This is a genomic window from Aggregatibacter actinomycetemcomitans (assembly GCF_003130205.1).
GTDB classification, from domain to species: Bacteria; Pseudomonadota; Gammaproteobacteria; order Enterobacterales; family Pasteurellaceae; genus Aggregatibacter; species Aggregatibacter actinomycetemcomitans_A.
In genome coordinates, this window is record NZ_NRDF01000013.1 from 25,937 (window position 1) to 48,535 (window position 22,599).

At 40.9% G+C, this 22,599-nt stretch carries 31 protein-coding genes and 1 pseudogene; 16 read left to right on the forward strand and 16 right to left on the reverse strand.

Translation table 11 applies throughout. From position 1 onward, the window contains the following. Positions 1-49 precede the first annotated feature (49 nt). On the reverse strand, positions 50-1,483 hold the full coding sequence (locus DK423_RS08835) for an outer membrane protein transport protein (protein WP_005556119.1): 1,434 nt from the start codon (positions 1,481-1,483) through the stop codon (positions 50-52). A gap of 203 nt (positions 1,484-1,686) precedes the next feature. On the opposite strand from DK423_RS08835, the gene DK423_RS08840 reads away from it, so the two are divergent. The 3 genes from DK423_RS08840 (at position 1,687) to DK423_RS08855 (ending at position 3,521) form a co-directional block, all read left to right on the forward strand. Beyond that, positions 1,687-1,977, forward strand: a complete 291-nt coding sequence (locus DK423_RS08840) for a YfcZ/YiiS family protein (protein ID WP_005556126.1) — start codon at positions 1,687-1,689, stop codon at positions 1,975-1,977. Positions 1,978-2,862: 885 nt separating this feature from the next. Continuing rightward, complete coding sequence (locus tag DK423_RS08850; protein ID WP_032996529.1) at positions 2,863-3,114, forward strand: hypothetical protein; 252 nt, start codon at positions 2,863-2,865, stop codon at positions 3,112-3,114. Positions 3,115-3,191: 77 nt separating this feature from the next. After that, positions 3,192-3,521: a hypothetical protein gene (locus DK423_RS08855; RefSeq protein ID WP_032996530.1), complete on the forward strand. Its 330-nt coding sequence runs from the start codon at positions 3,192-3,194 to the stop codon at positions 3,519-3,521. Here DK423_RS08855 and DK423_RS08860 read toward each other — a convergent pair. The 9 genes and pseudogenes from DK423_RS08860 to mlaF all read right to left on the reverse strand — a co-directional run. Then, positions 3,522-3,962 (reverse strand): annotated as a pseudogene (locus tag DK423_RS08860) (ATP-binding cassette domain-containing protein); the annotation flags it as partial. 291 nt (positions 3,963-4,253) lie between these two features. Continuing rightward, entirely contained in the window at positions 4,254-4,490 is a 237-nt protein-coding gene (locus DK423_RS11405) for a cysteine peptidase family C39 domain-containing protein (protein ID WP_267895864.1), read from the reverse strand. Positions 4,491-4,719: 229 nt separating this feature from the next. Further along, positions 4,720-5,991 (reverse strand): UDP-N-acetylglucosamine 1-carboxyvinyltransferase, encoded by a 1,272-nt coding sequence (gene murA, locus DK423_RS08870; RefSeq protein WP_005556131.1) that lies wholly within the window; start codon positions 5,989-5,991, stop codon positions 4,720-4,722. A gap of 16 nt (positions 5,992-6,007) precedes the next feature. Further along, a complete protein-coding gene (locus DK423_RS08875; protein WP_005541027.1) occupies positions 6,008-6,265 on the reverse strand; it encodes a BolA family protein in 258 nt (85 codons plus the stop codon). Beyond that, positions 6,265-6,624 (reverse strand): STAS domain-containing protein, encoded by a 360-nt coding sequence (locus DK423_RS08880; RefSeq protein WP_005556133.1) that lies wholly within the window; start codon positions 6,622-6,624, stop codon positions 6,265-6,267. Before DK423_RS08880 ends, DK423_RS08875 begins: the two co-directional genes overlap by 1 nt. A gap of 3 nt (positions 6,625-6,627) precedes the next feature. Further along, positions 6,628-7,269: a phospholipid-binding protein MlaC gene (mlaC, locus tag DK423_RS08885; RefSeq protein ID WP_005556136.1), complete on the reverse strand. Its 642-nt coding sequence runs from the start codon at positions 7,267-7,269 to the stop codon at positions 6,628-6,630. 28 nt (positions 7,270-7,297) lie between these two features. Then, a complete protein-coding gene (gene mlaD, locus DK423_RS08890; protein WP_005556138.1) occupies positions 7,298-7,807 on the reverse strand; it encodes an outer membrane lipid asymmetry maintenance protein MlaD in 510 nt (169 codons plus the stop codon). A gap of 22 nt (positions 7,808-7,829) precedes the next feature. Next, positions 7,830-8,615 (reverse strand): lipid asymmetry maintenance ABC transporter permease subunit MlaE, encoded by a 786-nt coding sequence (gene mlaE / locus DK423_RS08895; RefSeq protein WP_005556140.1) that lies wholly within the window; start codon positions 8,613-8,615, stop codon positions 7,830-7,832. Then, on the reverse strand, positions 8,609-9,406 hold the full coding sequence (gene mlaF, locus DK423_RS08900; protein ID WP_005556142.1) for a phospholipid ABC transporter ATP-binding protein MlaF: 798 nt from the start codon (positions 9,404-9,406) through the stop codon (positions 8,609-8,611). The genes mlaE and mlaF overlap by 7 nt, the downstream gene beginning before the upstream one ends. Before the next feature lie 171 nt (positions 9,407-9,577). Between mlaF and DK423_RS08905 the strand changes: the two genes are divergently transcribed. After that, positions 9,578-9,763 (forward strand): hypothetical protein, encoded by a 186-nt coding sequence (locus DK423_RS08905; protein ID WP_032996532.1) that lies wholly within the window; start codon positions 9,578-9,580, stop codon positions 9,761-9,763. 296 nt (positions 9,764-10,059) lie between these two features. Here the strand turns inward: DK423_RS08905 and DK423_RS08910 are convergent, their stop codons facing one another. Beyond that, positions 10,060-10,854 (reverse strand): helix-turn-helix domain-containing protein, encoded by a 795-nt coding sequence (locus DK423_RS08910; RefSeq protein ID WP_061886770.1) that lies wholly within the window; start codon positions 10,852-10,854, stop codon positions 10,060-10,062. A 120-nt stretch (positions 10,855-10,974) separates the two neighbouring features. On the opposite strand from DK423_RS08910, the gene DK423_RS08915 reads away from it, so the two are divergent. The 10 genes from DK423_RS08915 (at position 10,975) to rapZ (ending at position 16,807) form a co-directional block, all read left to right on the forward strand. Next, positions 10,975-11,241 carry an HTH domain-containing protein gene (locus DK423_RS08915; protein WP_005556145.1) on the forward strand — a complete coding sequence of 89 codons (267 nt, stop codon included), beginning with the start codon at positions 10,975-10,977 and terminating at the stop codon, positions 11,239-11,241. Positions 11,242-11,334: 93 nt separating this feature from the next. Beyond that, entirely contained in the window at positions 11,335-12,135 is an 801-nt protein-coding gene (locus DK423_RS11410; RefSeq protein WP_233428327.1) for a PTS mannose transporter subunit IIAB, read from the forward strand. Between the two features lie 45 nt (positions 12,136-12,180). Further along, positions 12,181-12,636 carry a hypothetical protein gene (locus DK423_RS08930; protein WP_032996535.1) on the forward strand — a complete coding sequence of 152 codons (456 nt, stop codon included), beginning with the start codon at positions 12,181-12,183 and terminating at the stop codon, positions 12,634-12,636. Continuing rightward, complete coding sequence (locus DK423_RS08935) at positions 12,637-12,843, forward strand: ribbon-helix-helix domain-containing protein (RefSeq protein WP_005556151.1); 207 nt, start codon at positions 12,637-12,639, stop codon at positions 12,841-12,843. A gap of 102 nt (positions 12,844-12,945) precedes the next feature. Next, entirely contained in the window at positions 12,946-13,179 is a 234-nt protein-coding gene (locus tag DK423_RS08940; RefSeq protein WP_005556152.1) for a hypothetical protein, read from the forward strand. A 402-nt stretch (positions 13,180-13,581) separates the two neighbouring features. Then, the gene (lptC, locus tag DK423_RS08945) at positions 13,582-14,157 is read left to right on the forward strand and encodes an LPS export ABC transporter periplasmic protein LptC (protein ID WP_005556159.1); all 576 of its coding nucleotides are present in this window, start codon (positions 13,582-13,584) and stop codon (positions 14,155-14,157) included. Then, positions 14,138-14,656, forward strand: a complete 519-nt coding sequence (gene lptA / locus DK423_RS08950) for a lipopolysaccharide transport periplasmic protein LptA (RefSeq protein ID WP_005556161.1) — start codon at positions 14,138-14,140, stop codon at positions 14,654-14,656. Before lptC ends, lptA begins: the two co-directional genes overlap by 20 nt. Positions 14,657-14,661: 5 nt before the next feature. Continuing rightward, positions 14,662-15,387, forward strand: a complete 726-nt coding sequence (gene lptB, locus DK423_RS08955; protein ID WP_005556163.1) for an LPS export ABC transporter ATP-binding protein — start codon at positions 14,662-14,664, stop codon at positions 15,385-15,387. 3 nt (positions 15,388-15,390) lie between these two features. Beyond that, positions 15,391-15,924: a PTS IIA-like nitrogen regulatory protein PtsN gene (ptsN, locus tag DK423_RS08960; protein WP_005556165.1), complete on the forward strand. Its 534-nt coding sequence runs from the start codon at positions 15,391-15,393 to the stop codon at positions 15,922-15,924. Positions 15,925-15,952: 28 nt separating this feature from the next. Continuing rightward, positions 15,953-16,807 (forward strand): RNase adapter RapZ, encoded by an 855-nt coding sequence (gene rapZ, locus DK423_RS08965; protein ID WP_032996540.1) that lies wholly within the window; start codon positions 15,953-15,955, stop codon positions 16,805-16,807. Between the two features lie 5 nt (positions 16,808-16,812). Here rapZ and xseA read toward each other — a convergent pair whose 3' ends face one another. From xseA to DK423_RS08985, 4 genes are read right to left on the reverse strand one after another with little or no spacing between them, the layout of a single operon-like run. Next, entirely contained in the window at positions 16,813-18,147 is a 1,335-nt protein-coding gene (gene xseA / locus DK423_RS08970) for an exodeoxyribonuclease VII large subunit (protein ID WP_061886255.1), read from the reverse strand. A 4-nt stretch (positions 18,148-18,151) separates the two neighbouring features. Further along, complete coding sequence (locus DK423_RS08975; protein WP_061886254.1) at positions 18,152-19,345, reverse strand: ribosomal protein uL16 3-hydroxylase; 1,194 nt, start codon at positions 19,343-19,345, stop codon at positions 18,152-18,154. Between the two features lie 33 nt (positions 19,346-19,378). Beyond that, entirely contained in the window at positions 19,379-19,672 is a 294-nt protein-coding gene (locus tag DK423_RS08980) for an RnfH family protein (protein ID WP_005556174.1), read from the reverse strand. Next, positions 19,665-20,096: a type II toxin-antitoxin system RatA family toxin gene (locus tag DK423_RS08985; RefSeq protein ID WP_005556177.1), complete on the reverse strand. Its 432-nt coding sequence runs from the start codon at positions 20,094-20,096 to the stop codon at positions 19,665-19,667. The genes DK423_RS08980 and DK423_RS08985 overlap by 8 nt, the downstream gene beginning before the upstream one ends. 72 nt (positions 20,097-20,168) lie before the next feature. Here DK423_RS08985 and DK423_RS08990 point away from each other — a divergent pair, with 72 nt between their 5' ends. Beyond that, positions 20,169-20,585, forward strand: coding sequence for an EamA family transporter (locus DK423_RS08990; protein WP_005556179.1), 417 nt, complete (start codon positions 20,169-20,171; stop codon positions 20,583-20,585). Between the two features lie 94 nt (positions 20,586-20,679). Here DK423_RS08990 and gap read toward each other — a convergent pair whose 3' ends face one another. After that, entirely contained in the window at positions 20,680-21,684 is a 1,005-nt protein-coding gene (gene gap / locus DK423_RS08995) for a type I glyceraldehyde-3-phosphate dehydrogenase (RefSeq protein WP_005556181.1), read from the reverse strand. A 240-nt stretch (positions 21,685-21,924) separates the two neighbouring features. Here gap and gmk point away from each other — a divergent pair, with 240 nt between their 5' ends. Then, positions 21,925-22,563 (forward strand): guanylate kinase, encoded by a 639-nt coding sequence (gmk, locus tag DK423_RS09000; RefSeq protein WP_005556182.1) that lies wholly within the window; start codon positions 21,925-21,927, stop codon positions 22,561-22,563. The last annotated feature ends 36 nt before the right edge of the window (positions 22,564-22,599 follow it).

Sequence of the window (22,599 nt, forward strand, 5' to 3'; positions counted from 1 at the left end):
GCGTACCGGAGCACGCTTTTATTATGTATTATTTAAAATTTTGCCTCGACTAGAAACGGTAATTTAGATTTAAACCGTAGAGGTTAGCGGTGGCTTTAGTAGTGTAGTCCGCCTCAACAAGCAATAACCCCTTGATATTTTGGGTCTCAACAAAGTGTTTCTTCTTACCACGTAAATGAGCGAAGCCGACATCAACAGATAAATTCGGGGTGAATTTATAGGTGGCGCCTACACTATACCATATACGGTCGGTATCAGGAATGGACGCAGATAAATGAGCTTTACTCGCGGCTTTATCGTAAGCCAAACCTGCACGTAATGTTAAAGCACCATTTAGGCTATATGTTGTACCAATAGCAAAACGGGAGTTATCCTTGTATTCCTCTTTCTTGGTAAAAGCCTCATAGCCGGAACCATCTTGATATGTGCCGCGTAATTCTTTGAAACGACTCCATTCTGTATATTTATAGCTATAGTGGACAGCCCATCGATCGGTTAATTGATGAAATCCTGATAGTTCCCAGTAAGCCGGTAATTTTAAGGTTAAACTGCCTTTACCGATATAAGGACCTAATACACCATTATGTTGTTGTAAACTGAGTGCATTGCGATCTTTAAAATCAATATCGACTTTGGAATGGTAGGCGAGACCAAGACGATTATTTTGATCAAACTCGTAAACCAAACCTGTATTCCAACCGAATCCCCATGCATTGTCTCTTAGGTGTACAAGCGAATCTGCTTTATCCAGATTTTTTAAATTATTGATGGTTCTTTGTGCCAAACTATCAGCAATAGCCTGCGGAATTTTCGGATTTTGGGCTCTTATTCTCGCGCTTAATAGTCTTTTTACGTTGCTCTCACCCATAGAATTCAGTGCATTTTTGACGCCGGTAATGGCGATACCGGCAGTGCGATCAAGTTCCGCTTTCGCATAGATACCATTTAAACCAAAACCGGCAGTTAAATTATTAGTAATACGGTATGACCCACTAAGGTTCAGAGTAATGGCGGTTAAATCCGTTATACCGCCAAAAATACCGGCATCATAATCGCGCGAATATTCACTTTTTAAACCAAAGTTAACATTCATTCCCGCGCCTAAAGCAAACTTATCATTGATAGGTGAGATAAAGTACATATTGGGAATGAATGCACCCGGAACAACACTATGAGCATTAGCGCTTCCGGAAGCAACTTTTTGTCCTCTAATATAAGCAGTTACAGGACCATTTATATGAATTCGCGAATCCACATAAACGCCACCGGCAGAAAATTCGTTTTGTTTGAACAGGCTCATTAATGCCGGGTTGGTTGCAACCACGGCGGCATTGTCTACGATAGCGGCTTCACCGGCATAGGCACGACCTAAACCGGAGGTGGAAACTTCTGCTAATTGGAATGCTGCCGCAGAGGCGCCGCCGGCAGCAGCAGTTAATAGTAGCGTGGAGATAAGGGTTTGAGTAAATTTGCGGGTTGTCATTTTTGTACCTTTTATTGAATTGGTTGTCGTTTCTTAGGAAAACGCGTCATTCTAAAAAAACAGGCGAATGTGGAGCAATCTTCTTTTCATATTTTGCGTAGTGTTCAGACCAGTGGACAAAGAAAAGTGCGGTCGGATTTTGTATTAAATTTGAATAATGCTAAAATAGTTGAAAATTTCAATTCTTTTTACAAGGAGATATTATGAGCACATTGAAATGTCAGGCGGAAGAAGCAAAAGTTTGTTGTTGTGTCGATATCGGTACGGTAATTGACGGTTCCGACTGCACAGTGGATTTTGAACAGGTTTATGCAACGGAAGAAGCGGCAAAAGAAGCATTAAGCTATTTAACCGAAAAAGCCAAAGCGGCGGAAAGTGATCCATGCAAAATCAGCAGTGAAATAAGTGCGGTGGAAAATGGCTTCAAATTAACTGCCAAATTTGAATTTAGCTGCCAAGCGGAATCCATGATTTTCCAACTGTCTACCCGTTAATTGGTTGATTTAAATAAAAAAGGCTTAAGTCGAAAACTTAAGCCTTTTTTATTATAACTCGATGTATTCTATTTACGATGAAATTAACTTTTATTGATGATTTTTACTATCGGGTTATTTCACTCTAAAGCAGTGCTAAAGTAAGTCTTTTGAATAATTATATGTATTATTATCTTTCCCTGCAGGTGTTTTGTACATCTGGTTTAGAGTAGATTTTTACTGTAGAGGTGTTTATGAAAGAGTTAAAAAATCAATGTTTGCATGGGATTTTTGGTGGAGCAGATAGTTTCAATCCACATAATTACTGTTGTGAAGAATGTCTTAGAGCAGGATTATGTGATCCTCCGGATGCTAAATAGGAACCTAATTTTTCTGAATTAAGAAATTTTGCTCTGGAATGTTGTGGCTATTCGTGGGTATTTTTTATAGATGCTGATGAGTGGGTTGATGGCAGAGCGTACATAGATCTTCGAGACTTTCTTATTATGTATGGTAGATGCAACGACACAACAGTTTTTTGCCCTAGGTTTTTAGATTCTAAAAATAATAAAAATTATGGTGTTGGGAGAATATTCAAAAATAATGGACTCATTAAATACAATGGAAGAGTGCATGAATACCCATGTTCTAAAAATAGCATAGTTAATATACCTATAAAAATTGATATTTATCATGATGGATATGATAATATCTCTATCTTAAGTAAAAAAATTGATAGAAATATAAGGCTATTAGAGATAAATCAAATAGAGGAGCCTTATAATATAAGATGGAAGTTTTTTCTCGCTAGGGATAATTTTAGTTATAAAAAAGATGTTTTTTGATTTTTTGGATCTTTTATTTATTTAATTTCCTGATACAGGGTATTTTAAACGGGCATATATTATGCTTATTTTTAAGTTTTTAGAGGATGGGCGTGTAGATAAGGCTATTGAGTTTATAGAAAAATATGATCATTTTATAGATGATAAAAGTATAAATTTTTATTTTGTCAAGAAAATATCTCTAATTAAGTTATCTTTAGGGACCGTTTCATTGTTGGATAATATTATTAACGAGTCAAATAAGGTTAAAAATTCATTTTTGGATAATGAATTATATAGGTTATCATCAATAAACTCTGAAGGGGGTATTTAGACGAAATTATCATGTTTGCTAACGAATTAAGAAGCTTTTTTAAATTTAAGTTTGGTTTTTAATTAAGAGGGTATTATATGTATCAATATATTAATTCAGATTTGTTAAATGAAATTAGGAATGGAAATAATGTGTCTTTTAACGATGTTGAAAATATCTCTTTACTTTATGATGAATTAAGCCATTATTTTTATAGTAATGGGATAAAATATAAACTTCATACCAATGATTATTCATCAATGTTCTATAATACTGGACTATCAAATGCATTACATCCCGGACTAGCTATTTTATTTAACTTTATTGGGTTCTTTTCGGTTTTTTTTAGGAATATCTTTATTAAAAGTGAACTGTCTATTTATATAAGTAATAAAAATAAAATGCTTGAAATAAGATATTCAAATTAATTATAGATTTATAGTGTATTTTGAATTTTTATTTAGTTTATCCAGTTCAACATAATAGTCTGCTGAGTCAATAGTAGATTGTCTGTGAGCTACTATAACCCGAGTAATATTTAACCGGGAAATTGAGATGTTAATTGCTTTTTCATTTTTCTCATCTAAGTAGCTAGTCGCTTCATCCATAAATAAAATATACAGTCTTTTGTATAGAGCACGAGCGATAAATAACCTTTGGCGTTGGCCCCCGGAAAGGTTATTTCCTAGTTCTCCTAAACGAGTTTCGTAATTCATTGGCATTTTCATAATTTCATTATGAATCTTAGCTAATTTTGCACACTTAATAGCAAATTCCGGATCATATTGATCTTCAAAGCTGACAATATTCTCAATTATTGAGCCTGAAAAGAATTTATCCTCTTGTAAAATCATAGTAATTTTTGAACGATAATTTTGTAACTTTAATAAGTGGGAAAAGAAACTTGCAGTCTATTGAAAATTAATTAAATAATCCACTTTCAAAGAAATCTATGCCTTTAGCATACTGACTGATGAAGTGAAAAAATGTGAATAAGAGAAGCCCCAAGCAAATTATAAAGAGTAATGATTTATTTTTCGAGCTCATTACATGATCCATTACGAGTTTTGTTCTTACCAGCATCAATAGTCCAACTAACTCAATTAGTATAGAGAGTGAAAATACCTTAATTAACTCTCCTTTAACTCCCGAGATATGTTTTAAGATTTCATATAAGCTGATTTTTTCTGACTTTCTGACTTTCCTTTCTTAAATTTAACTTCAGACCATATCTCTAAAGTAACACCTGTAAATGAATTGGATAATTGTTTTATAGAAACTTTTCTTTTACCTATCGCGGGATCATGAATAGTTGCATAATTTTTAGTAATTTTGGTTAGAACAACAAAATGATTAAAATTCCAATATAAGATACAAAGAAGCTTTAATTGGCAAATCTCCTCTAACTAACTGCGCCAGTAATAGTCCCATTTCTTACAGCTACGATTTCCACCCACTATAAATTTACTTAAATATTTTCATTTATCCTCCAACACAAAAATAAATAAGGAACTTTCAATTTTACCAAGGCTATATCTACTAAATGAATATTATAACCCCAACTACAATTAATAATAATTCGAAAGATAAAAACAATTATAAACAGATTTCTTGGGTAATTTTAATTTATTCTGTTTCTTCCGAAAAACGTTCAATACGAGCGCCTAAGCTGCGAAGCTTTTCTTCAATGCGTTCATAACCGCGATCAATGTGATAAATCCGATCCACAATGGTTTCGCCGGTGGCAATGCAGCCCGCCAGCACCAAGCTGATGGACGCGCGCAAATCCGTTGCCATCACTTCCGCGCCAGATAAATGGGCGACGCCGTGGCAAATGGCGGTGTTACCTTCAATTTCCGCTTTACCGCCCATACGAATCAACTCCGGAATGTGCATGAAGCGATTTTCAAAAATGGTTTCGGTGATGATGCTGGTGCCGTTGGCAACCATATTTAATAAGGTGAACTGTGCTTGCATATCCGTTGGAAAGCCCGGATAAGGTGCGGTACGAATATTCACCGCTTTCGGACGATTGCCCCACATATCCAACGTAATGATATCTTCGGTGACATCTACCTGCGCGCCAGCTTCGCGTAATTTATCAATCACCGCGTCTAAGGTGTTGGCTTTGGTGTTTTTACACACAATGCGACCGCCGGAAATGGCTGCTGCCACTAAGAATGTCCCGGTTTCAATACGATCCGGTACGATACTGTGTTCACAACCGGTTAAGCGTGCTACGCCTTCGATTGTAATGGTATCGGATCCCGCACCGCTGATTTTGGCACCCATTTTATTTAAGAATTCCGCTGTGTCGGCAATTTCCGGTTCGCGGGCGACATTTTCGATAACGGTGGTGCCTTTTGCCAGGGTGGCTGCAATCATAATGGAAAGGGTGGCGCCCACACTGACTTTTTCCATCACGATGCGGGTGCCGGTTAAACGCCCGTCCACATAGGCTTTGACATAACCGTCTTCAAGCGCGATTTTTGCGCCGAGACGTTCTAGGCCGCTAATGTGCAAATCTACCGGTCTGGCACCGATAGAGCAGCCGCCCGGTAAAGAAACCTGACCTTGATTGAAACGTGCAACTAATGGTGCCAATGCCCAAATGGAAGCGCGCATGGTTTTCACTAAGTCGTACGGCGCGATGAAATGATCGATTTTAGAGGCATCCAAACGAACCGTGCCGGGTTCATTTTGTTCTACGACTACACCTAACTGACGTAAAATTTTCAGCGTGGTTTCGATATCTTTCAGATCCGGCACATTAGTTAGGGTGACCGGTTCCGTTGCTAAAATTGCGGCAAATAAAATCGGCAATGCCGCATTTTTCGCACCGGAAATCTCCACGGTTCCTTTTAAACAAGATTGTCCGTAAACTCGAAATTTTTGCATAATAATTTCCTATGAATTAGGCGGGTTGATTAAGTAAACGTTCACGTTTCCATTTTTCGACGGTATAAGTACGGATGGAAAGTGCATGAATTTCATTGCTGGAAATGTGGTTTAAGAGCGGTGCATAAATCATTTGTTGCTGTTTGACTTTAGAAAGCCCTTCAAATTGATCGCTCACGGCGATGACACCGTAATGTGCGTCTTCGCCTTGTACATACACTTCATCAAGATTCAGTGCTTCTTTTAAGATTCTTTCGATTTCTTGGGTTTCCATTAGCTATTTCCATCGGTTTTGCTAAATTGCGTAATCCAGTCCGATAAGCCGAACAGATCTGCGAGTGTCAATAATTGGGACGGTGGATTTTGCAAAATTTGTTTTCGTTCGTTTGTTAGTAAGGTTTGGTTATGTCGCAGAAAATCGCATAGCAACGCAAAACCGGCGGAATCAATGCGATTGACTTGGGACAAATCCCAATGAACATCAAGCGTTTCCGTTTTTTGTGCCAATAAAAAAGAAGCACGTTGTCGCCAAAGCGGCAACAACGTGTTTCGAGACAGCTCCCCTTTCAGGCGGAGCGTTATCTTATCATCATTTTGGTCTGATTCCCAACGTAAACTTTGTACTGGTTGCATTGATTATTTACTCAATGTAATTGGGGTGTCGGCAGATTTTTGTAATTGTGCGGTCAATGCATCCAAGCCTTGCTTCCGGATAATCGGACTCCATTCCTGCTGTTTGGTATTCACCATGCTGGCACCGCCGGCGGTCATGTCATACACCTGCCATTGGCCGGTTTTGCTGTTTTTATACCAGTAAAAATCCACATTTAACGGTGGTTGATTATTTGGTTGTGCCACTTTTACGTTCACGATGGCAAGGCTGCCGGATTCTTCTTTCATCTTGCCGATTTGAATGTTTTGGTCGGTATAGAGTGTTAATACTTGCGCATACACTTGCTCAATGTATTTATCCAATACAGCGAAATAACGTTCGCGCTCTTCTTGAGTAACGGTTTTGTAGTTTTGCCCTAAAATTTTAGAGCCGGCGTATTTAACGTGTACATACGGCATTAAATCCTGGCGTACGATGGTTTTTAAATAGTTCGGATCCTGTTTGATTCGGTTTTGATTCGCTTTAATGTCGCTGAATAATTTATCGGACACCTGTTGTGTTAAGGTTTGCGGGTTATCTTCCGCCATGACCTGTTGCATCGCAAAAAGTGAGGTGAAAACTACCAGCGTTTTTGTTAACCAGTTTTTAAACTTGATTTTTAACATCCCTCTTGCTCCTTTTAGGTTGAGTGAACTACTTACTTTCTGCAGCATCGTTTGTTTCCTCTGCTACCTTTTTTCCTTTATCACCGTATAAAAATTGTCCGATCAGATCTTCCAGTACTATGGCGGACTTAGTATCGACAATTTTATCACCGTTTTTCAACATCGCAATTTCGCCGTCATTAAAACCGATGCTTAGTGCAATGTATTGTTCGCCCAATAAACCGGAGGTTTTGATGGATAACGAACTGGTTTCCGGAATTTCATTGTATTCCTGATTAATGGCGATGGTGACTTTCGGTAAATACGTTTGCGGATCCAAAGCAATTTCGGATACTCGCCCAATCACAACGCCGCCCACTTTAAGCGGGGCGCGTACTTTTAGTCCGCCGATATTATCGAAAGTTGCATAAACGCGGTAAGATTTTGTTTCGCTAAACCCTTGCACATTGGCTACTTTTAAGCCTAAAAAGACAAGCGAGCCGATGCCGAGGAGTAAAAATAAACCGACCCAAAATTCATATTTAATTGTTTGTCGCATAACGTTTCCTTACAAACAGAAATTAATTCGCACCGAACATAATGGCGGTCAGTACGAAGTCTAAACCTAATACTACTAATGACGCGTGCACCACGGTTCTGGTGGTGGCTTTGCTGATGCCTTCCGAGGTCGGAATACAGTCGTAGCCGTTAAACAGCGCAATCCAAACTACTGCAATGGCGAAGAACAGGCTTTTAATAAAGCCGTTGAGAATGTCGTGGCTCCAGGTGACGGAGCTTTGCATGACCGACCAGAAACTACCCGAATCCACGCCTTTCCAATCCACGCCCACTAAGGATCCGCCCCAAATGCCGATGGCGATAAAAATAATGGAAAGAATCGGCATTGCGATGATCCCTGCCCAGAAACGTGGGGCGATAACCCGACGTAGCGGATCCACCGCCATCATTTCCAAACTGGATAATTGTTCCGTGGCTTTCATTAAGCCGATTTCGGCAGTTAATGCGGAACCGGCGCGTCCGGCAAATAAAAGTGCGGTCACTACCGGACCTAATTCGCGCAGCAGCGATAACGCCACGAGTTGCCCCAAGCTGGTTTCTGCCGAGAAATCCACCAATACCACATAGCCTTGCAAACCTAACACCATGCCGATAAACAAACCGGACAACATGATAATCAATAAAGACTGCACGCCGAGGACATGGAGTTGTTTGATTAATAACGGGAAATGCTTGTTAATTTGCGGTTTGCCGATAAGCGCGCCGAACAACAAAAAGCCTGCGCGACCCATTGCGCGGGCAAAATTAATGGCGTTGCGTCCGAAGGCTGAAATTAAATTGGTTAGCATTCAAACAACTCCTCAATGTAATTTGGCGCAGGGTAGTGAAAACGTACCGGACCGTCCGCCTGCCCTTGTAAAAATTGTTTTACCTGCGGATCCCGGCTTGCCAATAACTGTTCTGATGAACCTTCGGCGATCACGTGCTGATCGGCAATAATATAAGCGTAATCGGCAATGCTTAACACTTCCTGCACATCATGAGAAACCACAATGGAAGTCAAATTCAGCGCTTCATTTAACCGTTTGATTAAGCTGATAATCACGCCCATGCTGATGGGATCTTGTCCCGTAAAGGGTTCGTCGAACATGATTAAATCTGGGTCCAACGCAATGGCGCGGGCAAGAGCGGCACGACGCGCCATCCCGCCGGAAAGTTCGGAAGGCATTAAATCGGCGGCACCGCGCAAGCCCACCGCTTCGAGTTTCATTAAGACGATTTTTCGAATCAACGACGGCGGCAGATTGGTGTGCTCGCGAATAGGAAACGCCACATTATCAAAGGTGGAAATATCGGTGAATAATGCGCCGGATTGAAACAGCATGCCCATGCGTTTGCGCACGTCATAAAGTTCGCTGTTGGATAATTTGCAAATATCTTGCCCGTCGAACAGAATTTCACCTTCGGAAGGCATCAGCTGACCGCCGATGAGTTTCAAAAGGGTGGTTTTACCAATCCCTGACGGCCCCATAATGGCGGTAATTTTGCCGCGGGGAACGCGCAAATTCAGATCGTGGTAAATAATCCGTTCGCCGCGTTTAAACGTAAGGTGTTTTACTTCAATTAACGTTTTGTTCATAAAACTGGTAGGTAACGGCTTGAATTGCCTTAAATGAATAAAAATGGGTTGTGATACTCTATGAAATCCGAATGAATGTCAAATAGAATTACATTTTTTAATCTCTCAAATACCCGTCCTTGGACTGTGTTTTTTGTGAAATGTTCCTGACGCGGGCAAGGAAATCTTCTTATGAAAAACGTCGGCGAAGGCGACCGCACTTTATATTGCTTTTTTATCGTTTTCAGCAAATGTAAAACACCGAACAAAATGAGAAAAAGGAATAAACTAGGGAGAATGTTGAATCAAGCGGGAATAAGTGGAACAAAACCAATGAAAACAAGGGCGCAAGAAAAAACGGCGTCCTTTTTTATTTAAGAATAGACAAGAATAAAAAATGCGAAAAGTTTTAAAAATCGCAAAAAAAAAGCGAAACAAAATGCGAAAATAAAAAAGCGTTTAAAAATCGTTTAAAAGCGGTTTAAATAAATATTTTAACGATGTAGCAAGCTTTTATATTAGGTGATTATACTTCATAGTTAATTGCCTTAACTATGAAGTTTTTAAATAAAGAAGTTTTAAACTTCAATGTTTTTTAACTATATGAAAAAACAAAGGTTTTTAGTAAAAGTTATTATATTCAATAAAAAATAACTTTGAAGTTAAAAATTCTTTTACTTTGAAGTTTTTCGTTTCTTTGAAGCGACAGATTGATAAACCTTTTGTAACTCTAAATCGCTTAATTGAGTAATACTTTGTACTCCATATTTCTGTAGTAGATGCTCTGTGAGCCAATTTTCTAACATTCCTCTAGTGTTAATTTTTATATAAGAATATTTTTTAGTACGCCATTCATTGCCTACTTTCTTGGGCGCTGATTTTGAAGATGATAACCTGCCAATCCATTTTCTTAAATATGTAATCGCTTTATCAGTTTTTTCAACTGGAATTAGACGATAGGTTGCAACTTGGCAGTATTTATTAAGAGAAGCCCAAACTGCTTGAAAGGATTTCGGATTATTTTTGAGTTTTTGTTCAAGCTCTACTATTTCTTTTACTAAATCTTGCAGTGTTCTAGCTGTATGTTCGCTGATATGAATTTCTGTGGGTTGAACTACTGCTTTAGTTTTAGTTGTATATTTTTCTGTTTTGATATTGTTGATTGTTCCACTATTGATAATACCTTTATCACCATAGATAACATTAGAATTTTGGATTGAAGTTTTTTCAGATTTATTTTCTTCAGTTTCTGACCTAATGCCTGTTACCACATACTGAACATCAACACCTAGTTGTGCAGCTCGACCTAAAAATTCTGCTGAAATACCACTTTTGCCTAATTCATTTAATCTTAGAGTCTCACGACTTACCTCTGTTTGGTGAGCAAAATTAGCTTGTGAATAACCCAAACGGCTTCTTTCTTCTACTAAACGAATACCCATATCTTCTCTAGTAATTGCTAGTTGCATAAAAAACCCTCAAATAAATACAAATTTATTTGACATGCCAAAAATTATTGGTATACAATAAACTTGTTTTCTTAATTAGTTTACTTAATAAGTTGTGTCGACTTATTGAAAGGGGATTGTATGAACCAAAAAGAAATTTATCAAGCATTAAAGAATAAAAATTTAAATGCCTCAATGATTGCGGAAGCTCTTGGGGTTAGTTATCAGGCTGTATCAAATGCTATTAAGCAAGGGAAAAGTAGTCAAAGAATTGCTAAAGCTATTGCTTTGGCGATTGATCAACCATTAGAAACTGTATTCCCCCATTATGCCCAAAAAAAGCAAAAACAAATTTTTAGGAAGAAAAAAGTAAATCAATTAAAAAGCCAATTTTCGCAAATACTTTAGTGAGGTGGCGAAATGTTACAGCTTAAAAGTTTTTATAGTGCAAAAGAATTATCGGAACTTGGGTTAAACGTTGGTATTACCGCGTAAAACCGTTTGAGCGTAGCGACTGGTTGGCAGTGTTGGCGAGTAAGCCAAGTAGAAACCAATAACAAAACCATCGAAGAAGCGCGTCAAAAGTTGGATGCGCTAATTGCAAAACGTGATGAGCTGCTTAAGCGCGGTCAAGAGAGCTTTTTGTTTAAATCAATCCACGCCGATGAGCTGGATAAAATCAACAAACAAATTAATCAGCTGGATATTGAAGGTGTGGGCTCCGTCAATGCAACTGTGATGACAATAGTAAGCGGCAAAGATATCATCAAGAATGCAGTAAACTTAACAGATGAAAGAAGATCCGCAATCAAAAAAGACGAGTATTATGATGCTTTTGAATTTACCTCTCCAGTTAAAGGGATCGCAATTTTAGACGACGAAAGTTGCAAAACTTTAAGAGCATTTAACAAAGCTCAAAATGAAGCCCGGAAAACTGAATATGTAGCATTGGCGAAGACAAAAGAAGTGGAATTAGAAGCTAAGTACCCAGGCATTAAAGAATTACAAAAAGCATACAACGAGCACGCTTACTATCAAGAGCAGTTCCAAAAAGCAATGGATAATGAGTATAACGACGGCGTAAATATGCCACACTTCCCGAAATCAAATATTTACGAGTTATGCGTGAAATACCCACGCGCGGCAATGTATCTTAAAGCGGATAGTTATAGCAACGCTGAAAATTACGACAAAGCCCGCGCCGGCGACAAAGCCAAAAAACTGCTTGACGATGGCGGAAGCGTTGAGGATGCGCAAAAAATCCTAGATAATTGGTTGCCCGAAAGCGCTTATTGGGATTAATAACGGCAATATCAAAGCCCCGCAAGGGGCTTAATTGGAGATTAAATGAAAGAAAAATATCTGTATCACGTTACAGTTACCACGGGACACGCACGCAAGAGTCCACGCAGTGAGGTGTCGGACGACACTATTAATATACTCAAGACATGGATTTCGGATATGCTTAAAGGTGATCTTCGCGGTATTGTTGACTCACATTATTCATGCCGCGCTGGTCAGTATAATGGCAAAATGATTGAGTTTATTATTAGCCGGTTGAGTGACGACTTTAAACAGGTTGATTTAGTGCGTTTTGTCGTATGCAATCACTCTCGTCGCAAAAACGTCGCTTGGGCACTAGTCGGCGGCAAAGGTGACGCACCTCACACGCCATTCTGCGCGGTGCAACTATTTGATAATTTTCTGCTCCAAGATTTGGAGCATTTGTCATTTTTCGGCGACTTCGAGCGTTGCATTGCATGGGCATGGCTTGATATGCAAAACGATAAAAAGGCGGTTTAAATGGGTTACAAACGACTTACACAAAACACAAAAAAAGCGATTAGCGCAAATGCTAACAGTTACAGCAAAGACAACTATAGACAGGTATTGTTCAAACTCCGCCCGGAGGTGGTAGATGAATTCGACGCAATCTGCAAAACCGAGGGAGTATCAAGAGCGGAGATGTTCCGTCGACTTTTAAATATTTACACAAAACTTACAAAATAGTGGTTGCGTAGTTATATTATATAATATAATATTAACCACGTAAGCAAGAGGGACGCCGCACCGAAGCTTATAAATGATTAACGCGCGGCAGGAGATACAAAAATGACAAACGTAGTTTATTACTTCACCGAAACCAACAACATCAACGCATACGCAACAGCCGAAGCATTGAAAGCGCAAACTTTAGCAGACGCTAAACGCGAGGCTTCCCGCCGTCAATGCTTCCAAGGCACAACCCTCAAAATCGGCACAATCTACAGCTTAAACAGCGATGGGTTACTTGTTGACGAGATCACAAGTAAAGAAGACGGTAAAAAATGGGTTGACCGTTATTAGTTAAAGGGGTAAGATTCAAACCGTCAGAGTAATCTGACGGTTTTATGCAGCCTGAAAGGCTCAGTGTTGAAGCAAACAAAGCTTAACTGCTGAATAAGCAGCTTAGAAAATGGTAGCTCTTACTGAAAGTTCACTGCCGAACAGGCAGACAAAAACGGCGGGGTAATACCCGTCGTTTTTGTTTATGTTTATATGATGATTCTGCGTTAAATTTGAGGGCGATTAGTCGTTAGTCATGTGTAAAATTTACGTAGTGTTGTTTTATTAAATTATTCATACAATTTGCGAAAATATTGTTTCGCAAATTGCTCGATTCTCTTTCGCAAATTGCTCGCTCCGCTACAGCAAAATTATGCTATCATTGTGCCTTATTATTAACCGTTATAACGGAATTTGTATTATATGAATATTCGTTTGAATATTATCTTAGCCGTGATTGCGCTGGGTTTATTGGCCTGGTTTTATAGCCTGAATCAAGAGGACGGAAGTCTGAAAGATCTGATTAAAACGGCAGATAGTCCGGAATATGTCGGGCAGAAAATGAGCACTACCGTGTATTCGCCCACCGGCAAAAAACAATATTTAGCGACCTCCGCAAAAGTGGAACATTATACCTCGGACGGACACACGGATTTTCAACAACCGGTCGTGTTGTTGCTGGATATTGAAATTCAGAATACGGATAAAGAAAGCTGGAAACTCAGCGCTGACAAAGCACGATTGACCAAAGACAATATGCTGTATCTGGATGGCAATGTCATCGCACAAAGCCTTTCTGCGCAATCCCGTTTGCAGCGCATTGAAACCCAAAGTGCGGTGGTTAATTTGACAACGCAGGACATCAGCTCGGATCAAATGGTAAAACTTAACGGGCAGAATTTTAATTCCACAGGCTTAAAATTAACCGGCAACTTGCAGCAACAAGTGGCTACATTAAAAGAACAGGTGAAAACATATTATGAAATCAGTAAGCAATAACATTTTTCTTGCTTCCGTGTTAACGCTGGTGTCCCTGTCCGCTTTTGCATTGAAAGACGATACCAATCAGCCCATTAACATCGTTTCCGATAACCAATCTTTAGACATGACCAGTCGGGTCGTGACATTCACTGACAACGTGGTCATTACCCAAGGTTCTATCGTGGTGAAAGCGAATAAAGTGATCATCACCCGTCCGGAAGAAAATTCCAAGAAAAAAGACACTGTTGAGGCGTTTGGCAATCCGGTGACATTCCATCAGGTGATGGACGACGGCAAGCCCGTGGACGGCAAAGCCAATAAAGTGTTTTATGATTTAGGCACGGAGTTTTTAACCTTAACCGGTAATGCCGAATTAAAACAGCTGGATAGCAAAATCAACGGTAATGTGATCACTTACGATGTGAAAAAACAACAACTGAAAGCTAACGGTTCTTCCGGTTCACGCGTCACTACCGTGTTAATTCCGGCTCAACTCAATAATGCAAAAGGGAAATAGAATTCATGGCGATTCTGTATGCTGAAAATTTAGCGAAAAGTTATAAAAACCGCCAAGTGGTTTCCGATGTGAGTTTAACCGTCAATTCCGGCGAAATCGTTGGTTTATTAGGGCCGAACGGCGCCGGTAAAACCACCACGTTCTACATGGTGGTGGGCTTGGTCAATCATGATCAAGGCAAAATCCGCATTGACGAGGAAGACATCAGCCTGTTGCCGATGCACAATCGCGCGCAAAAAGGCATCGGTTATTTGCCACAGGAAGCCTCCATTTTCCGCCGTTTAAGCGTGTACGCCAATTTAATGGCGGTGCTGGAAATACGCAAATATTTGACCGCACTTCAACGTCGCGAGAGAGCCGATGAGTTAATTGAAGAATTTAATATTGGTCATATCCGTGATAATTTAGGGCAATCTTTGTCGGGCGGGGAACGTCGTCGGGTGGAAATTGCCCGTGCGTTGGCGGCAAATCCGAAATTTATTTTGTTAGATGAACCTTTCGCCGGTGTTGACCCGATCTCGGTGATTGATATTAAAAAAATTATTAAAGACTTGCGCGATCGCGGCTTGGGTGTATTAATTACCGACCACAATGTGCGTGAAACGCTGGATGTGTGTGAACGCGCTTATATTGTGAGCGCCGGTAAAATGATCGCTACCGGTACACCGCAAGAGATTATGAACAACAAATTGGTAAAAGACGTTTATTTAGGCGCCGATTTCCAACTTTAGCTTATGAAATTTACTGAATTACTAACGCCGGAAAGTATCCGTCAGGGCATGATTTTGTCCAGCAAAAAGCGTGTGTTTGAGTTAATCGCACATATTGTGGATGAAAAATTGCAGCTGGAAAACGGTGAACAATGCTGTTTTGAGTGCTTGTTTAGCCGTGAAAAACTGGGTAACTCCGGTCTCGGTGGTGGTGTGGCAATGCCAAAAGGTCGTTTGCCGGCAGAAGCCCAACCTATCGCCGTCTTCATTCAATTAGACTCGCCTATTGACTATGAGGCAGCGGATCACCGTGAAGTGGATTTAATCTTTGCGGTGTTAATTCCGGAAAATATGTGTGCCGCGTATGTTCAATATTTGCCTAAATTAGCGGAAAATTTAACGGATAAATCTTTGTGCAAACAATTACGGGCGGCGAAAAGTGCGGATGAAATTTTGCAAATTTTTTTTCATTATGATCAAACCGATGCAAATGAAGCGGTTCCTACGGAACAGTCATCCGAGCAGGATGTAACGGAATCGCAGCGTAATTTTACTTAACGAAAAAGCCGAGTTAGTGGGGGGTGCTGTGGAAATTATTATCATTAGCGGTCGTTCCGGGGCGGGAAAATCCGTTGCATTAAGGGCCTTGGAAGATATGGGCTATTATTGTGTGGATAATCTTCCTTTGGATTTATTGCCTCAGCTGATTCAGATTTTGTCCGCCGGGCAACCTGCCGTTGCCATTAGTTTAGACATTCGTAACCTGCCGACTTCCCCGCAAATCCTGGAAAATACGATTAATGATTTGCAGCAGAAACATAACGTTAAAATTATTTTCTTGGATGCCGATACCAGCACATTAATCCGCCGCTATAGTGATTCCCGCCGTTTGCACCCGTTATCTACACAGGATCTTTCTTTAGAAGCTGCCATTGAAGAAGAGCGGAATCACCTTGAACCGTTAGTTCAACAAGCCAATTTGCTGATTGATACAGCCCCTTTATCTACCCACGAATTAGCGGAGCGATTACGTGAGTTTTTGAGCGGGCATTCCGATAAAGAATTGAAAATCGTGGTGGAATCTTTCGGTTTTAAATATGGCATTCCATTAGACGCAGATTATGTGTTTGATGTGCGATTCCTGCCAAATCCGCATTGGAACCAGGGGTTACGCCCGCTGACCGGCTTGGATGAAGAAGTGGCGGAATTCTTAAATAAGCACAATGAGGTGCATCAATTTATCTACCTCACCCGTTCTTATATCGAAACCTGGCTGCCGTCGCTGGAACAGAATAACCGCAGTTATTTGACCATTGCTATCGGTTGTACGGGCGGCAAACACCGCTCCGTTTATATCGCCGAACAACTGGGAAAATATTTTCAGGACAAAGGCAAAAACGTCAAAATTTTGCATTGCTCACTGGCAAAGCATAAAAAATAATCCGCTTATTTCTTCTCTAACCGATTAATTTGGCTGATGATAATCCCGTCGGCAACACGCGTTTGGATTTGCTCGCCGATGTTCACCGCATGAATTGATGTAATGGTTCGGTTATGTTGGTTTTGTGTGATGGAATAGCCACGCGCCAGCACCTTCAACGGACTCAAGCTGTCTAATTTGCCGCATAAATGCGCCAGCTGTTTCTGCTGTAGTCCCAGTTTCAAATTCATCTCGGAATTTAACCGCACTTTAAGTTGCACCAGCTGTTGTTCCTGTTGCTGTAACTTTAACGGCAACGGATTTTTATATAACCGCGCCGAAAGTGCGGTCAGATTTTCCGCCGTTTTTTGCCAACGATGGCACAAACTTTGCTGCAAGCGATGACGTAATTGGGCGATAAGTTGCTGTTGAATACGTAGTTGCGCTTGTGGGTGTTGGTTTTGCAGACGTAAGAAAAGATGCTGTAATTGCCGTTTCTTCTCGATAAAAATGCGATCCAAAGCGATTTCAATGCGTTGTTGACGATATTGCAACTGCTGTAATAATTCCGTTTGATCGCGACTCACCAGCTCCGCCGCGGCAGACGGGGTCGGTGCGCGTAAATCGGCGATAAAATCGGCAATGGTAATATCGGTTTCATGACCGACGGCGCTAATGATCGGAGTGGCGGAATGAAAAATCGCGCGCGCCACAATTTCTTCGTTAAAGCACCATAAATCTTCCAGCGAACCGCCGCCGCGCCCTACGATTAATACATCCACTTCTTGACGCCGGTTGGCAATTTCAATCATTTGCGTAATTTCAGCCGCCGCTTCTTTACCTTGTACGGCAGTGGGATAAATAATAACTTTCAGGCTCGGATCACGACGTTGCAGAATATGCAAAATATCCTGCAACGCCGCGCCGGTTTTAGAGGTAATAATGCCTACCGCTTTACTAAAGTGCGGTAGGTTTTTCTTGTGATTCTGAGCGAACAATCCTTCTGCCGCCAATTTGCGTTTCAGCGCTTCAAATTGCTGCATCAGCAAACCTTCACCGGCAAGGTGCATACTTTCGATAATCAGTTGATAATCGCCGCGCGGTTCATACAAACTGACATTGGCACGCACCAGCACTTGCATGCCATTAGACGGACGAAAGCCCACACGCAGGTTTTTTATGCGGAACATAGCGCAGCGTACTTGGGCGTTTTCGTCTTTTAAACTTAGATACCAATGCCCTGAAACCGGCTGGGTGAAGTTAGAAATTTCCCCGCTGAGCCAAACCTGCCCGAGCTGATTTTCCAGCATCAAGCGAACGGACTGGTTTAATTGGCTGACTGAGTAAATGTTGTCGCTCATGAGATTACTCGGTTAACAACGCCCAACCGTCATCCAGCCAATTGCAAATGCTATCGACCAACACTTCCATGGAAATCTGTTGATCTTGCAGACTGCCGATCAAACGAGTTAAGAATGCAAAATCAACGGTTTGACCGTCGGCAAGTTGTTTTAAGATCTCCGCTTCGGCGTAAGTTAATTCATCCAGCCATTCGCCGTTAGCATAAATACGAAACGGATCTTGGGTGTAAACCAGTTTGCAATTGTTGTCTTGACGCAATCTGCCGCCGTGTTCGAAGGTTTCTAGTACTTCTTCCGGATCGGAAAGACCGGCGACTTCCAGTAATTCATAGCGTCGGCGGCTGACGGTTGTTGCAAGCACTTGTTGGAATAAGGCGTCGAATTGCGCGGAGTTTGCCAGCTGTTGTAAAAATAACGCTTTCATTTGTTGCGTATCTTGCGGGGTTAATTCGCCGGTTTTTTGTTCCGACGGGCTTAAGCGGAATGGGATTGCCAGTTCATTCAGCTCAAGACTTGGATGGCAAAGGTGATTTCCAATATTTTCCAGTAATTCCGACGTGTTAGGGTAACGTAATCCGAAGGACACGGTTAAGCAGTCATCTTGCGCTATGCCGTAGTGAGCCATGCGGGAAGGCACGTACAGCACATCGCCAGGCGCCATCACTTCGTCTAAAATCAGTTCGCCCATGTCGTCAAAAATACGAATCGGTTGGTTCGGTTTGAATTCTGTGGTAGGTTCGCACCATTTGCCAAGCTGCCAACGGCGATGACCATAAGCCTGCACCAAAAAGACATCGTACTCATCATAATGTTTGCCAACAGAACTGCCTTGTGGCGCGAAGGAGACCATAATGTCATCACGTTGCCATTGCGGAATAAAGCCGAATTTGCGCCATAAATTGCCTAATAGCGGCGACCATTGCTCCATATCTTGTACTAAAACCGACCATTTTTCAGGCAGGTTATCAAAATCCTCTTTGGATAACGGACTGGTGCGCAATTCCCAATTATCATCGGAATGTTGCTTGATCAAGCGTGCGATTGCCTCTTCCGTTTTGGCTAATTCGGTAATGTCGCGCGGTTCAAGTATACCGATAATTTCCGGTAAACCGCGGCGAATTAATAAGGGTTTTTTCTGCCAGTAATCGCGTAGAAAAATTTCCGGTGTAATATTTTGAGGTAAACAAAATTTGTTCATAGACATTCCTTCAATGTGTTGGATTAAGTGTTATTATTTTTTCTTTGCCTGTTCTTCCGCACGTTTGCGCCGAATTTCTTTCGGATCCGCTAACAGCGGGCGATAAATTTCAATGCGATCACCGTCTTTCAGCTGATCCGTTAATTTCACGGGACGGCTGAAAATGCCGATTTTATTTTCGCGTAAATCAATGTCGGTAAATTGTTGCAAAATACCGGACTGCAAAATGGCGGTTTGCACCATTGTGCCTTCATCTACACTAAACGATTTCAGATAATGATGATCAGGAAACACATAGGCAATTTGAATATTGATTTTATTAACCATAAATTTGTTTTGCTCGCTGTTTAAATGCATCAATCATTTTATTGGTTAAATGGGTGAAAATCTGACCGAAGGCAAATCCAACCGGTGGGTTTGAAAATTCAAATGCTAAATAAAGTTGAATCTGACAGCTTTTTTCATCCGGATCGGTAAGCTTCCATTCACCTTGCAGAAATTTAAACGGGCCGTCAACGAATTGCATTCTAATTGATTGATTTTCTTTCATTGTATTACAGGTGGTAAACTTTTGTCGAATTCCCGCTTTGCTGATTTCCGATTCGCCGGTTAATTGCACCGCACTTTTATGTAACGTGTGGCTATCGACACAGCCCGGCAAAAATTCTGGATAACGCTCATAATCATTTATAAGCCGATACATTTGTTGCACGCTGTATGCAACGAGCGTCGATTGATTAACAATAGCCATACAGATTAACGTTGTGGATGAAAAAGTTGGTATATTATAAAGGAAATATTGCAGAAACATGAGGAGATTAAAATGAATTGGGTCTGGTTTGCGATCGGTTCCGCATTTTTTGCCGGATTAACGGCAATTTTAGGCAAATTAGGTGTGGAGGGGGTGAATAGTAATTTAGCGACATTTATTCGTACGGTGGTGATTTTATTTGTGATTGTGGCGATTATTTCCATGCGTAATGAATGGCAATTACCTCAACATATTGCGACCAAACCGGTGATTTTCCTTGTGTTATCCGGGGTTGCGACGGGGCTTTCCTGGTTGTGCTATTATCGCGCTTTACAACTTGCGCCGGCGTCTTGGGTTGCGCCTATTGATAAGCTCAGCGTGGTTATTGCCATTGTGTTAGGCGTGACCATCTTGGGCGAGCCGGTGAGTATGAAATTATTGATTGGGGCGGGATTAATTCTTTCGGGTGTGTTAGTTTTGGCGTTTTAAAAACGCATTGAAAAGGCACCGCACTTTTTTTTAGGTTTTACGGATAAAAAAATAGCTCCCAGACGGGAGCTATTTTCATGTTCTGGTTTTAGAATTAGCCTTTGTAGTTGTAAACGTGTGCAACTAAGTCTAATACTTTGTGAGAATAACCGGCTTCGTTGTCATACCAAGAGACCAGTTTCACGAAAGTATCGGTTAATGCGATACCTGCAGCTGCGTCAAATACGGAAGTTAAGGAACAACCGTTGAAGTCGGTAGAAACTACGGCATCTTCAGTGTAGCCTAAAACACCTTTCATTTCATTTTCGGAAGCGCGTTTCAATTCCGCACAGATTTCTGCATAAGTTGCAGGTTTTTCAAGGTTAACGGTTAAGTCAACAACGGATACGTTTGTAGTAGGAACACGGAATGCCATACCGGTTAATTTACCGTTTAATGCAGGAATAACTTTACCTACGGCTTTAGCCGCACCGGTTGAAGATGGGATGATGTTTTGGGAAGCGCCACGACCACCACGCCAGTCTTTTGCAGATGGACCGTCAACAGTTTTTTGTGTTGCGGTTGTAGCGTGAACGGTTGTCATTAAACCGTCTTTGATACCGAATTTGTCGTTGATAACTTTTGCTAATGGTGCTAAGCAGTTAGTTGTACAAGAAGCGTTGGAAACGATGTCTTGACCTTTATAAGTATCAAAGTTTACACCGCGTACGAACATTGGTGTGCTGTCTTTGGAAGGACCGGTTAAAACCACTTTTTTCGCACCGGCAGTGATGTGTTTACGGGCAGTTTCGTCAGTTAAGAATAAACCGGTTGCTTCAACTGCAACATCAACACCGATTGCACCCCAGTTTAAGTTTGCCGGATCACGTTCAGCCGTTACGCGAATCGCTTTACCGTTTACGACTAAGTTGCCGTCTTTCACTTCAACTGTGCCGTCGAAACGACCATGAGTTGAATCGTATTTCAACATATACGCCATGTATTCAACGTCGATTAAGTCGTTGATACCCACAACTTCAATGTCATCACGAAGTTGAGCTGCACGGAATACGATACGGCCGATACGACCGAAACCATTGATACCAATTTTAATTGCCATAAGATTTCACCTTATTATTTTTAAGTTAAACGAAAAGGTTTAGGTTGGCTATGACCTCGCCTACCAATTTTGCGGGAGATTATAACACGCTTTCTTTAATTTGAGAATGCGTCTCTGAGCGGATGAAGAGAAAATGTTATTGGCAGGAGAAGAAAAAACTCTGTAAAAAATGACCGCACTTTTGCTGATTTTTTATTGGGTTAGGGGCATAATAGGCAAAATTAATTAGAGAGAAACATTATGTTACAAGGCAATTTATATATCATTTCCGCACCCAGCGGCGCAGGTAAATCCTCATTAATCGCCGCATTGTTAAAACAAAATAATCGCCATCAAATGATGGTATCCGTTTCCCACACCACCAGACAGTCGCGCCCGGGCGAACAGGAAGGCGTACATTATTATTTTGTTTCTCACGGGGAATTTGAAACCTTAATCGAACAAAATGCGTTTCTGGAATATGCTAAAGTCTTCGGTGGCAATTATTACGGCACTTCCTTATTCGCCATTAAAGAAAATTTAGCCAAAGGCATTGATGTTTTTTTAGATATTGATTGGCAGGGCGCACAACAAATTCGTAAAAAAGTGCCCAATGTTAAAAGTATTTTTATTTTGCCGCCGTCGTTGGATGAATTGGAAAGACGTTTAATCGGACGCGGGCAGGACAGTGCGGACGTAATTGCCGACAGAATGGCGAAAGCGATGAGCGAAATTTCTCATTACGATGAATATGATTATGTGATCGTCAACGATAATTTTGAGCAAGCGCTTGTGGATTTGCAGGCAATTCTGCGTGCCGAGCGATTGACATTGGCGCATCAGCAGCAAGAAAATCAAGGCTTGATTGAACAACTACTGGAAAAATCACCTGCATTCTAGTACCATACTGACCCTTTATTGAATTCAAAAACAGAT

Excerpts from the sequence above, each read along its gene's own strand:
- DK423_RS08980 (WP_005556174.1), bottom strand. The coding sequence starts at position 19,672 with ATGGTTAATAAAATCAATATTCAAATTGCCTATGTGTTTCCTGATCAT.
- DK423_RS08935 (WP_005556151.1), top strand. The coding sequence starts at position 12,637 with ATGGGTTACAAACGACTTACACAAAACACAAAAAAAGCGATTAGCGCA.
- DK423_RS08985 (WP_005556177.1), bottom strand. The coding sequence starts at position 20,096 with ATGGCTATTGTTAATCAATCGACGCTCGTTGCATACAGCGTGCAACAA.
- DK423_RS08850 (WP_032996529.1), top strand. The coding sequence starts at position 2,863 with ATGCTTATTTTTAAGTTTTTAGAGGATGGGCGTGTAGATAAGGCTATT.
- mlaD (WP_005556138.1), bottom strand. The coding sequence starts at position 7,807 with ATGCGACAAACAATTAAATATGAATTTTGGGTCGGTTTATTTTTACTC.
- DK423_RS08905 (WP_032996532.1), top strand. The coding sequence starts at position 9,578 with ATGAAAAACGTCGGCGAAGGCGACCGCACTTTATATTGCTTTTTTATC.
- DK423_RS08855 (WP_032996530.1), top strand. The coding sequence starts at position 3,192 with ATGTATCAATATATTAATTCAGATTTGTTAAATGAAATTAGGAATGGA.
- gmk (WP_005556182.1), top strand. The coding sequence starts at position 21,925 with ATGTTACAAGGCAATTTATATATCATTTCCGCACCCAGCGGCGCAGGT.
- DK423_RS08975 (WP_061886254.1), bottom strand. The coding sequence starts at position 19,345 with ATGAACAAATTTTGTTTACCTCAAAATATTACACCGGAAATTTTTCTA.
- murA (WP_005556131.1), bottom strand. The coding sequence starts at position 5,991 with ATGCAAAAATTTCGAGTTTACGGACAATCTTGTTTAAAAGGAACCGTG.
- DK423_RS08835 (WP_005556119.1), bottom strand. The coding sequence starts at position 1,483 with ATGACAACCCGCAAATTTACTCAAACCCTTATCTCCACGCTACTATTA.
- DK423_RS08940 (WP_005556152.1), top strand. The coding sequence starts at position 12,946 with ATGACAAACGTAGTTTATTACTTCACCGAAACCAACAACATCAACGCA.
- DK423_RS08910 (WP_061886770.1), bottom strand. The coding sequence starts at position 10,854 with ATGCAACTAGCAATTACTAGAGAAGATATGGGTATTCGTTTAGTAGAA.
- DK423_RS08840 (WP_005556126.1), top strand. The coding sequence starts at position 1,687 with ATGAGCACATTGAAATGTCAGGCGGAAGAAGCAAAAGTTTGTTGTTGT.
- gap (WP_005556181.1), bottom strand. The coding sequence starts at position 21,684 with ATGGCAATTAAAATTGGTATCAATGGTTTCGGTCGTATCGGCCGTATC.
- ptsN (WP_005556165.1), top strand. The coding sequence starts at position 15,391 with ATGAAATTTACTGAATTACTAACGCCGGAAAGTATCCGTCAGGGCATG.
- xseA (WP_061886255.1), bottom strand. The coding sequence starts at position 18,147 with ATGAGCGACAACATTTACTCAGTCAGCCAATTAAACCAGTCCGTTCGC.
- mlaC (WP_005556136.1), bottom strand. The coding sequence starts at position 7,269 with ATGTTAAAAATCAAGTTTAAAAACTGGTTAACAAAAACGCTGGTAGTT.
- DK423_RS08930 (WP_032996535.1), top strand. The coding sequence starts at position 12,181 with ATGAAAGAAAAATATCTGTATCACGTTACAGTTACCACGGGACACGCA.
- DK423_RS08990 (WP_005556179.1), top strand. The coding sequence starts at position 20,169 with ATGAATTGGGTCTGGTTTGCGATCGGTTCCGCATTTTTTGCCGGATTA.
- DK423_RS08875 (WP_005541027.1), bottom strand. The coding sequence starts at position 6,265 with ATGGAAACCCAAGAAATCGAAAGAATCTTAAAAGAAGCACTGAATCTT.
- lptB (WP_005556163.1), top strand. The coding sequence starts at position 14,662 with ATGGCGATTCTGTATGCTGAAAATTTAGCGAAAAGTTATAAAAACCGC.
- mlaE (WP_005556140.1), bottom strand. The coding sequence starts at position 8,615 with ATGCTAACCAATTTAATTTCAGCCTTCGGACGCAACGCCATTAATTTT.
- lptA (WP_005556161.1), top strand. The coding sequence starts at position 14,138 with ATGAAATCAGTAAGCAATAACATTTTTCTTGCTTCCGTGTTAACGCTG.
- mlaF (WP_005556142.1), bottom strand. The coding sequence starts at position 9,406 with ATGAACAAAACGTTAATTGAAGTAAAACACCTTACGTTTAAACGCGGC.
- lptC (WP_005556159.1), top strand. The coding sequence starts at position 13,582 with ATGAATATTCGTTTGAATATTATCTTAGCCGTGATTGCGCTGGGTTTA.
- DK423_RS08915 (WP_005556145.1), top strand. The coding sequence starts at position 10,975 with ATGAACCAAAAAGAAATTTATCAAGCATTAAAGAATAAAAATTTAAAT.
- DK423_RS08880 (WP_005556133.1), bottom strand. The coding sequence starts at position 6,624 with ATGCAACCAGTACAAAGTTTACGTTGGGAATCAGACCAAAATGATGAT.